This window comes from Oleiphilus sp. HI0079, assembly GCF_001635105.1.
Genome location: NZ_LWFT01000554.1, coordinates 1 through 14,828 on the forward strand (window position 1 = coordinate 1; position 14,828 = coordinate 14,828).

Here is a 14,828-nt window from a genome sequence, read left to right on the forward strand (position 1 = left end):
TTGGCCTGAGATGGTTGCCTTTGAATACAGGCCGTGGAATTTGCTCTCAGGTTTTAGGGTTTGAAGCGCTTGGGTTGCAAGCGCTTCTACAAAAATGGCACCAGCGTTATGGCGGGTAGATGCGTATTCTTTCCCGGGGTTACCGAGTCCGACGATCAGCTTGATCTGTTGTGTCATTGCTGATGTTCCGCAAATACCCTAGCCAGTACCAAGAAGAAGTCGCTCTGGGTAGAGCTTATTCTTCTGCGTCACCTTCTTCAGATGATTCTTCAGATTCTTCTGCAACGCCCTTAGGCTTGTGTACAGAACAAACTGGTAGATCGTGATCAGCACCTTGTTGAAGGGCTGCAATCGTTACGCCTTTTGGCAGAACGATGTCTGACAAGTGAACGATTTGATCAACGTTAACGTCAATCATGTCTACTTCAAGGTACTCAGGAAGATCTGCAGGCAAACAGATGATCTCAACGTCAGTCATCTGGTGCTGGACCTTACCGCCGCCCATTTTAACGCCTTCACACGCTTCTTCGTTCAAGAAGTGGAGAGGGACGTTAACGTGGATAGCTTGGTTTTTAGTTACGCGCAAGAAGTCGGCGTGCATTACTTCATTGGTAGAAGGATGACGCTGAAGATCTTTAAGAATTGCGCTCTCTTCCTTGCCGTCAAATTTAACGGTAAGAATGTGAGAGTAGAATGCTTCTTCTTCAAGGGCGCGACGTAGTTTGTTAGCAGGAATGCTAAGTGAAACTGGATTTTTTGCTTTCGTGCCGTACAAAATAGCAGGTACTTTACCTTCAAGGCGACGCAGGCGGCGGCTCGCACCTTTCCCCTGATCTTCTCGAAGCTCTGCTTCTACAACAAATGAATTACTCATTTTTCTTTCCTCAATATGCGTTGTAACAAGTCCGCGACCAGACTCATCACTTGCTTTTTAAAACGAAAAAAAGCACCAATGTGCTTTTCGGTGTTTTGATAAATCTGCAGTGCGGATTCATCAAAATTTTTTAGTGCGTTTTGGCTCTTTAGCTTTCGCTAGGTAAAGCCTTGTTAGCCTTCAGCTAATCAAACAATGCACTAATCGACTCTTCATTGCTGATCCGTCTAATTGACTCTGCAATGAGGCCTGAAATCGTAAGGGGGCGAATCTTACCACATTTTGCGGCTTTGTCACTCAGTGGGATCGTATCTGTGACAATCAATGTGTCCAATGTGCTGTTTTCGATATTTTCAATCGCAGGGCCGGACAAGACGGGGTGCGTGATGTAGGCGTAGACTTCTTTTGCGCCTTTCTCTTTTAGTGCTTCTGCTGCCTTGCAAAGCGTGCCTGCGGTATCAACGATGTCATCGATGAGCAAGCATTTCTTGTCTTTAACGTCACCGATGATGTGCATGACCTGAGAGATGTTTGCGTTCGGGCGGCGTTTGTCGATGATGGCCAAGTCGACATCACCGACGCGTTTTGCCATTGCACGTGCTCGCACTACGCCACCAACATCGGGGCTCACAACCATAAAGTCGTCATTGAAACGCTGCATAATGTCGTCAACGAGAATTGGTGTGGCGTATATGTTGTCTACCGGAATGTCGAAAAAGCCTTGAATCTGATCGGCGTGCAGGTCGACGGTTAATAGTCTGTCGATGCCGGCGCCCGTGATCATATCAGCGACTACTTTTGCGGTGATCGGAACGCGCATGGAGCGAACTCGTCGATCCTGACGTGCATAACCAAAGTATGGGACAACGGCCGTAATTCGACCGGCTGATGCGCGACGCAAAGCGTCCGTCATCACAATCAGTTCCATTAGGTTGTCGTTAGTCGGGTTACAGGTTGGTTGTATAATGAAAACGTCTTTACCTCGGACGTTCTCGTTGATTTCAACCGCTACTTCGCCGTCGCTGAATTTGTTGACCTTCGCGTTACCCAGAGGTAGGCGTAGATTATCAACAACTTTCTGGGCTAGATCTCGATTAGCATTACCTGTGAAGACCATCATTTTAGACATGGGAAGAGCTTACCTCGTTTCAGAGCTGCTTGTAGCGTTGGACTATGCGCGTTTTCGTCTAAGGGTGTAAGAAATATGGCTGGGGTAGGAGGATTCGAACCTCCGCATGACGGGATCAAAACCCGTTGCCTTACCGCTTGGCGATACCCCAGTAATCTGGACTTAAACGAAGCCATTACTATAGCTCAAATTGTTGAGCTTTCATTTCGAGGGATTCGTTGCGAACCTCTCAGCTTCACTTAGCCTTTTTATTGCAGGAGAGAGTGAGACTCCCTTGGCTATAAAGCCTTTGAATTTAGGATTAGCTTCATTCAAAACCTGTCTTGCTTCTGCTTCTGAAGACAGAGCGCAAAAACAACATGCTCCGGTTCCCGTCATCTTGGCTTGGCCGAATTGGCTTAACCAATCTAAAGCTGACTGAATTTCGGGGTAGAGTTTCGCAACGAGCGGTTCACAATCATTGTGAAGCCTGTCGAGCGCTTGCCCCTCCAAAGCGGGCGCTATTTTCATCTTTGGGGTGTCTCTTGTCAACAGTTCATTTGAAAAAATTTGAGCGGTGCTGACGTGTACTTTTGGGCTAAGTACGACGTACCACAAAGAGGGGGTTTTTAGATCATGAAGTTGCTCTCCAACGCCTTCCGCAAATGCGGTTTTACCGTTAATAAAGACGGGAACGTCCGCACCTAATTGCAAGCCGAGTGTGCTTAGTTCATTCCGGCTCAGGCTGCAGTCCCAAAGTAAATTTAGTCCAAGCAGGGTAGATGCGGCATCGGAACTTCCGCCACCAACACCACCACCCATTGGGAGTCTTTTAGCGAGCGTGATGCGAGCGCCATATTTTCGTTTGTTAAAAGGCTTTAGTAAGTGCGCGGCTTTGTAGATTAAGTTCTCTTCTTGCGGCAGATTAGGGATTGCAGGGAGTACTGTTATTTGGTTGTCGGTGGTCCGCTCAAACTGGAGTGTATCGCCGAAGTTGAGTATTTGAAATGCTGTCTGCAATTCATGGTAGCCGTCTTCCCTTCTTCCGGTAATGTGCAGAAAAAGATTGAGTTTTGCCGGCGCTGGTAATTCTAGCGTTAGCGGTATGTTGGAGAGTCGGTTCTCGTTTCTTAAAGTATCGACCATTGACTGACCGCTAGTGTGATTCGTGTGCCATCGCGATTAATTTTTATTCTGCTGGGTAAAGGTAGGCCATTTACGTCGTGGTATCGGTCCAGTTCAATCATCCATTGATCTTGGGTAATTGAAGACACAAGCCCCCGCTCATCTTTGACCTCTATTGCGGATGACTGGGGTGCGGGTACTCCTTTTATCCAGTAGCGAATTCTTTGAACAGGAAGAGGCATCCCAAGCAATTGCTCTAGCGCTTCATTAGGGTAGGGCGATTGGATTGGCTCTTCTCCGCTCTCGTTAATCTCAATCCAGGTGGGCGTGCCTAGAATATTGACTGAACCGAGTCCAAGAAAAGTAGAGCTGAGTTGAATGTCGTATTGATCTGCCGTCTGTTTCCAGGTGTTGATAGCAACGCTAAAGGCTTCGTCCGTATTTCGAAAGCCGAGCTTTCCGGAGAGCTGAAAGTCTTCAATTTGATAGAGTTTTTCTCGAAGAACCTTGGGGCTTTCGTCGCCGGAATATTCAATAAAATTGGATGCGCAGCCGCTCGTAATGCTTAATGCTACGATGAGAGCAGCCGTAATGATAGGGCATCCAAAACTTCTAGTCGCCACGATTATTCTTCCGCCTGGTTGGTCTCTTGCGCATCTGAAGCTGGGGCAGAGTCAGTTGCCTCAGTATTCTCATCGTTCGGCTCTGCCGTGTCATTAAGGTCTTCAAGCATCTCTGGAGCAAGTCGTTCTAACGTTGCGCGAAGCACAGGATGGTCTGGTTGCTGGCGCAGGCTGTTGTTCCAAACTTTTTTGGCTTCCTCGGTTTTGCCTTCAACCCATAGTACTTCGCCTAGATGTGCACCGACTTCTCCATCGGGGTAGTTGATGTAAGCTTTACTTAAAAGCGCGAGTGCTTCTTCGTTCTTGCCGAGCTTAAACAGTGCCCAGCCCATGCTGTCCATGATCGCTGGGTTATCAGGGCGAAGCGCGAGCGCCAGCGTGATGAGCTGCAGGGCTTCTTCAAGGCGATCTGTTTTGTCTGCGAGGGTATATCCAAGCGCATTTAGCGCAACGGCGTTTCTTGGATTCTTGGTGATGATTTTTCGCAGGTCTTGCTCCATCAGCTCGATTTCGCCGGTACCGTCATAATGCATCGCTCTCGCATACAAAAGGGACTCATCTTCTGGGAATTGGGTTAGTGCTTGGTTTAGCCCATCAAGCGCCATATCAGTCTTGTCAAAGGTGTTTAGAAGTTGATACTGAATCAACCACAGCTTTTGAGCATTTCTGGGTTGATCTTGTCGTAATAGGGCAAGTCGTTCTAATGCTTCATCCATTCGCTCTTGCTTGCTGAGCAGGTATACATAGCGCTCGATCGCGGTATTGTAGTGCGAACTTGGGGCTACATTCTGGTACTGCGTAATGGCTTCTTCAGGTTGATCTTGTTGCTCCGCGATTCTCCCAAGGTAATAGTAAGCGTCGCTGCTGTGGGTAGGGGAGGCGGTTAGCTCTTCAAAGGCGCTCTTTGCATCTTCCACTTTCTTATTTTCAAGCATTAGAAGGGCGTGTGACAGCGTTAGGCTTGCTGAGTCGGGGTAGTATTCAAGAAGGGTCGCGAAAACGCCTTCGGCTGCTTGCGTGTCGCCCTTTTCAATAAGAAGGCTAGCGTAAAGTCTGCCGAGCGCGTTGTTTTCGGGGAATTGGTTAAAGCTTTGTTCCGCATAGGCGAGCGCTTCGTCTTTTTTTCCTAGCTCGCTAAGGCAGTTCGCCTTCACGATAAACGCTTGTTGAAATTCAGGCTGCGCATCAATAACTTGTTCAAGTTGTTCTATCGCAATGTCGCACTGCTTCAAATTTCGGTGGACGAGCGCAAGGCTATATCGAACCTCCCAGCTGTCGGGAAACTGCTCAAGCAGTTGCGTGTACAGTTCAAGCAGCTCCTGTTTTTCTTCTTCGCTGGCCTGAGCTGAGCTGATGGCGAGCGCTTCAACGCTGGTCTTGCCGCCTAGCTCGAGAATCTTAGCAATTTGATCGATAGCTTCGGGGAATGCGCGGTCGACAGAGTATTGATATGCCAAGATTTGGTGTGCGGAGATGTTGTCGGGTTCTTCTTCTAGCCAAATAAGCGTGAGTTCTTTGATGGCTTCGGAGTCTTTGGCAATCTGTGCAGCATTAATGGCTCTGAGTATGACAGCTGGATCTCGCGTCATTTGCGCCTGATGAATGTAGTTCACCAGAGTAATATCAAACTGATCTCGTTGTGAGGCAATCTCCGCTACGAGAAGGTCATAAAGCGTGTCTTGCTCAATCGAAAAATCCGCATATTCAATGTCGTTCTCTTCGCTTTTGGGGGCGGATTCAGCGTCNACGGATGTGGCGCTTGATTTGTTCAGAAGGCTTGCACAACCCGATGCGAGTAAAATGTGTAAAACAAGCACGAAACGCAAAGTAAAACGGAGTAGTTTCAAAGGAAATCTCTTACAATAGGTTTTCGATGTCTAAATGACGGTTAGCTCGGTATCATGACACACGGCGGTTTGCTGTCAACTTCATGCCCGATACAATGCGTAATTCGCGTAGCATATTTGGCAAGCTCTTTGTAAAATAGCGATTTAATTCTCAATTTCGGATCTCAATGTCAATCCTTGCCTTTGGCATCAATCATAAAACAGCCTCGGTAGACTTCAGGGAACAGGTCGCATTTGATGCGGATAACCTGGCGAGTTCTCTGCGGGCGCTTGTTTCGCAGCCCAAGGTGAGTGAGGGTGTGATTTTATCAACCTGCAATCGCACCGAGATTTATTGTCATACGCAAGCGGATTTTCATGCGCCAGACATGGTGCGTTGGTTGTCGGAACATCATGCAATTCCAGCCTCAGAGATCGATGGTGTTAGTTTTTGCCTAAAGGATGATCTTGCCGTGCGGCATGTTATGCGGGTCGCGGCGGGGCTTGAGTCTCTTGTTTTGGGCGAGCCGCAGATTCTTGGCCAGCTTAAGTCTGCGTATGCCAGTGCGCTAGAAGTCGGATCGGTCACTGGTCGTCTAGGGCGTCTGTTTGAGATGAGTTTTTCGACAGCGAAGCAGGTGAGAACGGATACGGCAATTGGCGAAAGTGCCGTGTCGGTCGCAGCGACTTCGGTTGCACTTGCTCGGCAGTTGTTTGGTAAGCTTGATCAAAGTAATGCCTTGCTGATAGGGGCGGGTAAAACGACGGAGCTGGTGGCCAAACATCTTCAGCAGGCCGGGATAAAGAACATTACAGTGGCTAACCGGACGTTGGCGCGAGCTCAGGATCTAGCGGAAGACGTGGGTGGCCATGCAGCATTGCTGGGAGATATCCCGGATTTGTTGGTCGAGGCAGATATTGTGATTTCCTCGACGGCGAGCCCGTTGCCTATTCTGGGTAAGGGGGCAGTAGAGCGCGCCTTGAAACTGCGTAAGCATCGCCCCTTTTTTATGGTAGACATTGCCGTTCCCAGAGATATTGAGCCCCAAGTCGCTGACTTAGCAGATGTGTACCTTTATACCGTTGATGACTTGAGTGACGTGATTGACGAGAACAAGCGCGCACGCGAGCAAGCGGCTCAGGAGGCGGAGGCCATTATCGAGAGCGGCGTGTCACGTTTTTTGAGCGATATGCGTGTCTCCAATGCGGGCGAGGGGCTGCGACGTTTTAGAGCGCATGCCGAAACGATCCGTCAGACAGAATTGGAAAAAGCGCTTTCATCGTTGCAACAAGGAAGCGATCCGGAGCAGGTGATTCGTGTGTTATCGCGTGGCTTGACTCAAAAATTGCTTCACGAACCTACGGTTTCTGTGCGAGATGATGCTGCCGCTGGTAAGCCCGAAACCGCAAACTTGTTACTCAACCTTTTTAAGCTGGATGGCCCTTAGCTCGCACGATTTCGCCCTAGCGATGTGCGGTGCTAAACTCTCCCCGATTTTATTTGAGCGAATATTTAAATATGAAAGAATCATTGTTGCTTCGGCTTGATGAAATAACCGATCGCTATGAGGAGCTTGGTGCACTTTTGAGTGATCCTAGCGTGATCTCAGATCAAAACAAGTTCCGAGACTACTCAAAGGAATACTCGGAGTTGGAGCCGGTTGTTCAGTGCTATGGCCGATATCGACAGGCGCAGGATGACATTGAAGAAGCGAAAGCGCTTATGTCCGATGGCGATGCCGATATGCGTGAAATGGCGCAAGAGGAGTTGTCGGCTGCGCAAGAAAACCTGGTCGGCCTGACGGACGAGTTGCAGGTACTTTTACTGCCAAAAGATCCAAACGATGGTAACAACGTGTTTCTTGAAATTAGAGCTGGCACAGGTGGTGATGAGGCGGCGATTTTTTCTGGGGACCTTTTTCGCATGTACTCTCGTTATGCAGAGCAAAGACGTTGGAAAATGGAAGTCGTCAGCGAAAGCTTGGGTGAGCATGGCGGATACAAGGAGATTATTACTCGCGTGATTGGCGATGGTGTATTTGGTGCGCTGAAATTTGAATCTGGAGCGCATCGAGTGCAGCGCGTACCAGAGACAGAATCGCAGGGCCGCATTCATACGTCTGCGTGTACGGTTGCCGTTATGCCTGAGATTGAGTCAGTGGATGATGTGGAAATCAATAAGGCTGATCTTCGGATTGATACGTTTCGTGCCTCTGGTGCGGGTGGTCAGCACGTCAACAAAACAGATTCTGCAATTCGTATTACCCACTTGCCAACCGGTGTTGTCGTTGAGTGTCAGGACGAGCGATCGCAACACAAGAACAAGGCAAAGGCGATGACCTTGCTTGCATCTAAACTGTTAAGTGCTGAGCAAGAAGCCGCAGCGGCCGAGCAATCCAGCCAGCGTAAGAGCTTGGTGGGTAGTGGTGATCGTTCTGAGCGTATTCGAACCTATAACTATCCGCAAGGGCGTGTCACCGATCATCGCATCAATTTAACCTTGTACAAGTTGGCAGAGGTCATGGAGGGTGATCTTGGGGTGATTATTGATCCTCTGTTGCAGGAGCATCAGGCTGAACTGCTCGCGAGTATTAACGAGGGCTAGCGCTCTTGTTGTGTACTGTCATGTCGCTAACCATTGCTGATGCCTTAGGTTATAGTGCAGATCTAGTGAGTGAGGCGCCCGACGTCGATGTGCGTGAGCTTCTTTGTGCAGTGCTTGAGGTTGACTCTACGTATTTGCGAACTTGGCCAGAGAGAATGTTATCCGATGCTCAGGCGCACCGATTCTATCAATTGATAGAGCAGCGTAAGTTGGGCACACCCGTCGCGCACCTGGTTGGTTCGAGAGGCTTTTGGTCGCTCGACCTGGAAGTATCACCGGATACTTTGATTCCTCGACCCGACACAGAGTGTTTAGTTGAATTCATTCTCAACAGCTTCGATCGTAACCCAATACGAATGCTTGATCTGGGAACAGGAACAGGAGCCATCGCGCTAGCTGTCGCCGTTGAGCGGCCTCTTTGGGCAGTGGTGGCAACGGATGTTTCTGAAAACATTGTAGAGCTGGCGAAAAGAAATGCGCAAAAGCACGATGTTCATAATGTGCACTTCTCTGTTGGCTCATGGTTTTCTGCGCTGCAAAAGCCGTCGTCAAATAACTCTAGTCAACGCTTTGGTCTCATCGTCAGTAATCCTCCCTATATCGATGCGCAAGATCATCACCTAGATCAGGGTGATGTGCGTTTTGAGCCAAAATCGGCGCTGGTGGCTGAAGACCATGGCTTTGCCGATTTAGTCCATATTGCTAACGAAGCGAAAGCATATCTTACATCGGGCGGCACCTTATGTTTGGAACACGGGTTTGAGCAGGGTGCACGTTTGCGAGAGTTGCTTGAGGGGCTTGGCTATGACCAGTTACAAACACACAAAGACTATGGTGGTAATGACCGGTTCACCTCGGCACGTTTTCAAAGGTATTGAAATCAAAGTGAAGAGCGGACAATGAATAAGCAAGGCACCCTAAATGATGACGCGCTTTTACGCTACAGCCGGCAATTGATGCTGCCCGGCTTTGACGTCGCTGGCCAATTACGGCTTACGAATGCGCATGCGCTGATCATTGGCGCTGGTGGTTTGGGCTCTCCGGCGGCGCTTTATTTAGCGGCAGCCGGTCTCGGTAAAATGACGCTGGTTGATGACGATGTTGTCGAGCTGAGCAATCTTCAGCGACAGATCGCGCATCAAGAGAGCTCGCTCGGCCAGAGTAAGGTTAAATCTGCGAAGAGCAGTATCACGGCGATTAACCCGCAGTGTCTGGTTGATGCGTTGTCGGAGCGCTTTGACGAAGAGGGGTGGCAAGAGCGTTTTACAGATTTTGATGTGGTTCTTGATTGTAGTGATAACTTTGATACTCGTTTTGCAGTGAATCGCTTGTGTGTTGCTTCGGGCGTTCCGCTGGTCTCTGGTGCAGCAATTCGTATGGAAGGGCAGTTGGCGGTTTACGATCCGCGAGACGCTAAGTCACCCTGTTATCGGTGTTTATACTCTGAAGATGGCGAGGATGACCTCAACTGTTCTACAACGGGAGTGCTTGCCCCGTTGGTTGGTGTGATCGGTTCGATGCAGGCGCTTGAAGCGATAAAGTTGATCGCGGGCTTCGGGGAGCCAAGTGCAGGGAAGCTCTTGGTTTATGATGCGCTTTCGATGTCTTGGCGACGTTTGAACTTGCCTAAAAACCCTGCGTGTCCGGTTTGTTCAAGGTAATCTCATGCACGAAGAAGGGGTTGAGAAAGGCTCTGGCCTGCTCAACCCCTTCTTTCTCAACCTCTATCTCCTGTGTGCTCAATCGTGGAAGTTGGATGCGACGTAATCGGCCAAACGAGAGCGCTCTACGCTCTTGAGTGTGATGTGCGCGTAGTGCTCCCAATTGCGCATGCGGTCAATGGCGTAGCTGAAGCCGCTGGTTGATGCGCTTAAGTAGGGCGTATCGATTTGCTTCAGGTTGCCTATTGCAACAACTTTGGTGCCTGGTCCCGCTCGTGAGATTAGGCCAAGCATTTGGGCTGCCGTTAGGTTTTGTGCCTCGTCAATTAAGAAGAACTTGCCTGAAAAGCTTCGGCCGCGCATAAAGCTCGAGCTTTTTATTTTTACGCGGTTCTTCAAAAACTCAAGGCCGGATTTTCGCTCAAAGTCGTTGCCTTCAGGGCTTGCGCTGAGAGTTTCTAGGGCGTCGGTAATCGCGCCCATCCACGGTTCTATTTTTGCCTCTTCCTCACCAGGTAAAAAGCCGATATCTTCGCCCATTGGAACCGTGGCGCGAGTGACAATAATCTCATCGTAGAATTTATCTTCGTAGCAAAGCTGCAGCGCCGCGGCCAGTGTTAGTAGGGTTTTACCAGTACCGGCATCGCCCGCAATAGTGACAAAATCGATCTCAGGATCGGTCAAAATGGAGAGGGCATAGTTCTGCTCTTTATTTCGCGCTTGTATGCCCCAGCAATGATATTGCTGTTCAAAATCCGGAAGTATCTCAATCGATGCGGTGGAGCCTTCGATCTTTCTGAGGATGCCGCGAAAGTTTTGTTGGCTCGTCGAGTCTGAATAAATGTGCGTGTTAATTGGCCAGTTGCCAATCCAAGGGGCCGTAACATGGTAAATAATGATAGTGCCGACATCTGGTGAGTCTTCTCGGTCTATCTGGATATCGACACCCGTGGCTTCCCACATGTCATCCGTAATTTCTATCTGCCCGCCAAACAGTGTTTCGTCACCAACATTGGCAACCTGATCGTTTCGATAATCTTCGGAGACAATGCCCAAAACAATGGCTTTGATGCGCATGTTGATGTCTTTGGTGACGAGAACAACGGAGATATCCTGGCTTGCAAATTTTTCTTTTAGTTCTTGAGTGACCTGAATGATTTCGTTGTCGGCGACGGTTTGTCGTTCTTTTTCAAAGGTTTGAAAAACCAACTTCCCGCCGCCATCAAGCGCAATCCCCTCATTGAGCTTGTCGATGTCCGCTCTTGAGAGTATCTCATCGAGGTAGCGGTGCGCTTGGCGCGCATTGCGGGCGGTATCGCGTTGACCGCGTTTGTGGGAGTCGAGCTCTTCAAGAACTCTAAGAGGGATAAATACAGTTTGCTCTTCGAACTTAAATATTGACTCAGGCTCGTGTAAAAGAACATTGGTATCAAGTACGTAGACTTTGTTATCGCTTTTGTTGTTGCTTATAACCATCTTTAAATCCTGCTGAGTAGGTTAATAGTTTAAACGTCGCGTCCCTCCCGCTCTTTTGCGCGCACTTTTTAGCTAAGTTGCTCAACAATGATCTTGAGTAGATCATAGGTGGTAATTATTCCGCTGACTTCATCGCCATTTTTGACGAATACTCTGTGCAAGTGTTCGTTCATCATGAGTTCGGCAACGTCTTTTACGGCGGTGTTTTCCTGAACAGAAACAAGACTAGGTGTCATGATGTCGCCGACTTCAACAGGCATGCTCGCTAGGCCTTCAAAAATCATCATGCGTAGACGACGAACTTCTTGCTGCTCTTCTTCGCTCATCTCGCCCTCATATTGCGAGCTTGAGGCGTCAAAATGGAACTCAGCAATATCTTTCAGCGTGGCAATGCCGACTATCTGGCCGTCTTCGTTGGCGACTGGGCTGCCGATAATGTCATTATCACTGAGGAATTTTTTGAAGCGCTCCATCGTCCAGCTTTGCGGAACCGATTTCACGTTCGGTGTCATGATGTCCTTGGCGGTTAGGCTGTTATTTGTCACGGTCTCGCGGCCTTGTAGTGTTAACCTAATGAATATCCATTGCTGATTGCAGTCATTTAAAGCGCGTACACTTGGTGATAGGGCTTTGGCATTGCTGCCGGCCGGGCTTGCTCAAGTGCACGAGCTTACTTTCCTTCTTTTTGTGCGCGTTATTCAGGAAGCGTTACGTTGAGCTCAAGAACAGAGCAGTCATCGTTCTTATCCAGCATAACCTGAACCTGATCTTGATTAACCGAGACATATTTGCGGATAACTTCAAGTATTTCTTGCTGAAGCATGGGCAGATAATCAGGTTGTTCCCGCTGGCCTCGCTCGTGAGCGACGATTATTTGTAAGCGTTCCTTTGCTATCGAAGCGGTGTTCTTCTTGGTGCTCTTAAAATAATCTAGAAAACTCATGCTGTCGCAGTCCCCTTAAACATGCGCTTGAAGAAGCCTTTCTTTTCAGCGGATAGGAAACGGTGCGGCACTTCCTTGCCTAGCAGGCGCTCTACGGCATCGTCGTAAGCTTGTCCTGCATCTGTTGTTTGGTCGTGAATAACCGGCACGCCTGAATTAGAAGAGGAAAGTACGGCCGGCGATTCTGGGATCACACCAAGCAGCTTAATAGCTAGAATGTCTTTGACGTCTTCTACGCCCAGCATCTCGCCTTTCTCTACACGTGTTGGGTTGTAGCGAGTAAGCAGCAAATGCTCTTTGACAGATTCGCCTTGTTCTGCGCGTCGGGATTTGCTCTGGAGTATTCCGAGTATGCGGTCTGAGTCGCGCACTGATGATACTTCTGGGTTGGTAACAACGATGGCTTCGTCAGCAAAATAGAGCGCCATTTGGGCGCCGTGCTCGATACCGGCAGGCGAGTCACAAATAATGAAGTCGAAGCGCTCTGATAGCTCGTTAAGAACGCGTTCTACTCCATCCTGCGTGAGTGCATCTTTGTCGCGCGTTTGCGAAGCAGGGAGGATGTATAAATTCTCGTTGTGCTTGTCTTTTATGAGAGCTTGGTTGAGTGTCGCCTCGTTGTTAATGACATTTACGAAGTCGTATACCACTCGGCGTTCACAATTCATAATGAGGTCAAGGTTACGCAAGCCTACATCAAAATCGATGACAACGGTTTTATGCCCTTTCAGCGCCAAACCTGTAGAGATAGATGCACTGCTGGTCGTTTTTCCGACTCCGCCTTTGCCTGACGTGATAACAATTATCTTAGCCAATGTTTTATTCCCGTGTTGCTATGTTGTTTGAAGAAGGGCATTTTCTGATGCTCTCCTCGGGTGCTCTTTTTTGGCACCTTTGACTTTAAAGAGTATTAATACTCCAGTTCTTTAAATTTTAGTGATTCGTCTTCAAGATACACTTGGCAAGGTTTGCCGAGCGCAGAGCTTGGAATGTCTTCGCTAATTTTGTATTGCCCTGCAACTGAAACGAGTTCAGCGGCCATGCTGTGACAAAAGACGCGTGCTGACGTATTGCCTTTAACTCCGGCCAGAGCGCGTCCGCGAAGGGTTCCGTATACATGAATGTTGCCATCAGCCAGAATTTCAGCACCTGCGCTGACTGAAGCTAAAATGATTAAGTCGCCATCGGCTGCATATACTTGCTGCCCGGAGCGAATAGGATGCTGAATAACTTTGCTTGCTTGCACGATGGTTTGTGCTTCTGGCGCTGGAGCCGGTTCTGGTGCGGCGAGTTCATCGCTGTCGTATGCCGGGCTCTTCTCTTTCTGCTTTGCCAGTATTCCCAAATCAAATGCTCTGGCCTGTTCTTGAAGCTCAAGGCTCGCACCGCGAACGCCGATCGCTTTTACAGAGTGTGCCTTACATATTCTAAGCAGTTGTTCGAAATCCAGTGATGACGAGGCGTACTTTTCGAGGCCTATAACGACGGGCAAATTCTCAAAAAAGCCAGGGGCTTGTGCGACTTTGGCAGAAAGTTCTTGTTCAAAATGTGCTGGATCGAAGTCAGAGATCTCGAGTGCGGTCATTGGTGCAAGAGACGCTTTTAGTTTTATGCTTGGTGCTTTGTTGCTGCTCTCTTGTTCCACATGCACTGAAGGTGCTGCGTCAGTATCTACGCTCGTAGTCATTGTCACCCTAATCATCGAATTTTGTTGTTATATGTGCTGTGCCGAACGCCTTGCCTGCCAAGGCTTTAAGAACATTCAAGGCTTCCTTTGATCAGAATCATATCATGAGCAATACACAGAATCTTGTATTTTCAAGCTGACTTTTTAGTAATGTAATGCTTCGCGGGATACCGCGATGAACGCTTATAAAATTTACTTATATAAGGGCCCTTCAAACGCCGGTATTTATGTGAGTACATTAAGAAAAGCGCATATTGCTGAATAAACCTATGCAGCATAAGGTGTGGTTCATATAATGTCGGTCATTTCTGAATCGCAACTCCAACCCTCTCTAAGGAACGCAGAGTCTTATGAGTCAAGACACTCCCAATCTCGAAGACGGTGTCGAGCAAATTTCACTTCGTGAATATACCGAAAAAGCCTATCTCGATTATTCAATGTACGTCATTCTAGATCGTGCTTTGCCGCATGTTGGTGACGGCCTTAAGCCCGTTCAGAGGCGTATTGTTTATGCGATGTCGGAGTTGGGGCTGAAATCGACTGCTAAGTACAAAAAGTCAGCCAGAACAGTGGGTGATGTGCTGGGCAAGTTTCATCCGCATGGGGACAGTGCTTGCTATGCAGCGATGGTACTTATGGCTCAGCCGTTTAGTTATCGCTACCCACTTATTGACGGGCAAGGGAACTGGGGATCTGCCGATGATCCGAAGTCCTTTGCGGCCATGCGTTATACGGAGTCTCGACTAGCCCCGTATGCGGATGTCTTGCTGGCTGAGTTGGGCCAAGGGACGGTGGATTGGGCGCCGAACTTTGACGGAACGATGGATGAGCCGAAGACCTTGCCTGCTCGTTTACCAAATCTTTTGTTGAATGGCACGACAGGCATTGCGGTCGGCATGG

Annotated in this window: 15 protein-coding genes, 1 tRNA gene and 1 pseudogene; 5 read left to right on the forward strand and 12 right to left on the reverse strand. The window is 48.7% G+C overall.

Annotated elements, in window-relative coordinates; translation table 11 throughout:
* The 7 genes and pseudogenes from A3750_RS08790 to A3750_RS08820 all read right to left on the reverse strand — a co-directional run.
* A pseudogene (locus A3750_RS08790) lies at positions 1-177 on the reverse strand (aminoacyl-tRNA hydrolase); the annotation flags it as partial.
* A 58-nt stretch (positions 178-235) separates the two neighbouring features.
* Positions 236-874, reverse strand: a complete 639-nt coding sequence (locus A3750_RS08795; protein ID WP_068457310.1) for a 50S ribosomal protein L25/general stress protein Ctc — start codon at positions 872-874, stop codon at positions 236-238.
* A 184-nt stretch (positions 875-1,058) separates the two neighbouring features.
* Complete coding sequence (locus A3750_RS08800; protein WP_068457307.1) at positions 1,059-2,003, reverse strand: ribose-phosphate pyrophosphokinase; 945 nt, start codon at positions 2,001-2,003, stop codon at positions 1,059-1,061.
* Between the two features lie 76 nt (positions 2,004-2,079).
* Positions 2,080-2,154: transfer RNA gene (locus A3750_RS08805), tRNA-Gln, on the reverse strand.
* Between the two features lie 50 nt (positions 2,155-2,204).
* Positions 2,205-3,128, reverse strand: coding sequence for a 4-(cytidine 5'-diphospho)-2-C-methyl-D-erythritol kinase (ispE, locus tag A3750_RS08810; RefSeq protein WP_068452036.1), 924 nt, complete (start codon positions 3,126-3,128; stop codon positions 2,205-2,207).
* Entirely contained in the window at positions 3,113-3,730 is a 618-nt protein-coding gene (gene lolB / locus A3750_RS08815; protein ID WP_068452033.1) for a lipoprotein insertase outer membrane protein LolB, read from the reverse strand. The genes ispE and lolB overlap by 16 nt, the downstream gene beginning before the upstream one ends.
* Before the next feature lie 2 nt (positions 3,731-3,732).
* Complete coding sequence (locus A3750_RS08820; RefSeq protein WP_068452029.1) at positions 3,733-5,577, reverse strand: tetratricopeptide repeat protein; 1,845 nt, start codon at positions 5,575-5,577, stop codon at positions 3,733-3,735.
* 167 nt (positions 5,578-5,744) lie between these two features.
* Here A3750_RS08820 and hemA point away from each other — a divergent pair, with 167 nt between their 5' ends.
* From hemA to moeB, 4 genes are all read left to right on the forward strand, one after another.
* Positions 5,745-7,004 carry a glutamyl-tRNA reductase gene (gene hemA, locus A3750_RS08825; RefSeq protein WP_068452026.1) on the forward strand — a complete coding sequence of 420 codons (1,260 nt, stop codon included), beginning with the start codon at positions 5,745-5,747 and terminating at the stop codon, positions 7,002-7,004.
* Positions 7,005-7,075: 71 nt separating this feature from the next.
* Positions 7,076-8,161 carry a peptide chain release factor 1 gene (gene prfA / locus A3750_RS08830; protein ID WP_068452023.1) on the forward strand — a complete coding sequence of 362 codons (1,086 nt, stop codon included), beginning with the start codon at positions 7,076-7,078 and terminating at the stop codon, positions 8,159-8,161.
* A gap of 20 nt (positions 8,162-8,181) precedes the next feature.
* Positions 8,182-9,039 carry a peptide chain release factor N(5)-glutamine methyltransferase gene (prmC, locus tag A3750_RS08835; RefSeq protein ID WP_068452020.1) on the forward strand — a complete coding sequence of 286 codons (858 nt, stop codon included), beginning with the start codon at positions 8,182-8,184 and terminating at the stop codon, positions 9,037-9,039.
* 21 nt (positions 9,040-9,060) lie between these two features.
* Positions 9,061-9,822 carry a molybdopterin-synthase adenylyltransferase MoeB gene (gene moeB / locus A3750_RS08840; RefSeq protein ID WP_068452017.1) on the forward strand — a complete coding sequence of 254 codons (762 nt, stop codon included), beginning with the start codon at positions 9,061-9,063 and terminating at the stop codon, positions 9,820-9,822.
* Positions 9,823-9,900: 78 nt separating this feature from the next.
* Here the strand turns inward: moeB and A3750_RS08845 are convergent, their stop codons facing one another.
* The 5 genes from A3750_RS08845 to minC all read right to left on the reverse strand — a co-directional run bounded on the left by A3750_RS08845 (position 9,901) and on the right by minC (position 13,928).
* Complete coding sequence (locus A3750_RS08845; protein ID WP_068452014.1) at positions 9,901-11,298, reverse strand: PhoH family protein; 1,398 nt, start codon at positions 11,296-11,298, stop codon at positions 9,901-9,903.
* Positions 11,299-11,366: 68 nt separating this feature from the next.
* Positions 11,367-11,843: an HPP family protein gene (locus A3750_RS08850; protein WP_231871775.1), complete on the reverse strand. Its 477-nt coding sequence runs from the start codon at positions 11,841-11,843 to the stop codon at positions 11,367-11,369.
* A 149-nt stretch (positions 11,844-11,992) separates the two neighbouring features.
* Positions 11,993-12,241, reverse strand: a complete 249-nt coding sequence (gene minE / locus A3750_RS08855; RefSeq protein WP_068451494.1) for a cell division topological specificity factor MinE — start codon at positions 12,239-12,241, stop codon at positions 11,993-11,995.
* On the reverse strand, positions 12,238-13,056 hold the full coding sequence (gene minD, locus A3750_RS08860; protein WP_068458051.1) for a septum site-determining protein MinD: 819 nt from the start codon (positions 13,054-13,056) through the stop codon (positions 12,238-12,240). The genes minE and minD overlap by 4 nt, the downstream gene beginning before the upstream one ends.
* A gap of 95 nt (positions 13,057-13,151) precedes the next feature.
* Complete coding sequence (gene minC, locus A3750_RS08865; protein ID WP_068458049.1) at positions 13,152-13,928, reverse strand: septum site-determining protein MinC; 777 nt, start codon at positions 13,926-13,928, stop codon at positions 13,152-13,154.
* A gap of 350 nt (positions 13,929-14,278) precedes the next feature.
* Between minC and A3750_RS08870 the strand changes: the two genes are divergently transcribed.
* Positions 14,279-14,828: DNA gyrase subunit A (locus A3750_RS08870; protein WP_304440182.1), on the forward strand; the 550-nt coding region annotated here is incomplete at its 3' end.

Coding starts and splice junctions, on each gene's coding strand:
- A3750_RS08795 (WP_068457310.1), bottom strand. CDS start 874: ATGAGTAATTCATTTGTTGTAGAAGCAGAGCTTCGAGAAGATCAGGGG.
- A3750_RS08800 (WP_068457307.1), bottom strand. CDS start 2,003: ATGTCTAAAATGATGGTCTTCACAGGTAATGCTAATCGAGATCTAGCC.
- ispE (WP_068452036.1), bottom strand. CDS start 3,128: ATGGTCGATACTTTAAGAAACGAGAACCGACTCTCCAACATACCGCTA.
- hemA (WP_068452026.1), top strand. CDS start 5,745: ATGTCAATCCTTGCCTTTGGCATCAATCATAAAACAGCCTCGGTAGAC.
- prfA (WP_068452023.1), top strand. CDS start 7,076: ATGAAAGAATCATTGTTGCTTCGGCTTGATGAAATAACCGATCGCTAT.
- prmC (WP_068452020.1), top strand. CDS start 8,182: ATGTCGCTAACCATTGCTGATGCCTTAGGTTATAGTGCAGATCTAGTG.
- moeB (WP_068452017.1), top strand. CDS start 9,061: ATGAATAAGCAAGGCACCCTAAATGATGACGCGCTTTTACGCTACAGC.
- A3750_RS08845 (WP_068452014.1), bottom strand. CDS start 11,298: ATGGTTATAAGCAACAACAAAAGCGATAACAAAGTCTACGTACTTGAT.
- minE (WP_068451494.1), bottom strand. CDS start 12,241: ATGAGTTTTCTAGATTATTTTAAGAGCACCAAGAAGAACACCGCTTCG.
- minC (WP_068458049.1), bottom strand. CDS start 13,928: ATGACTACGAGCGTAGATACTGACGCAGCACCTTCAGTGCATGTGGAA.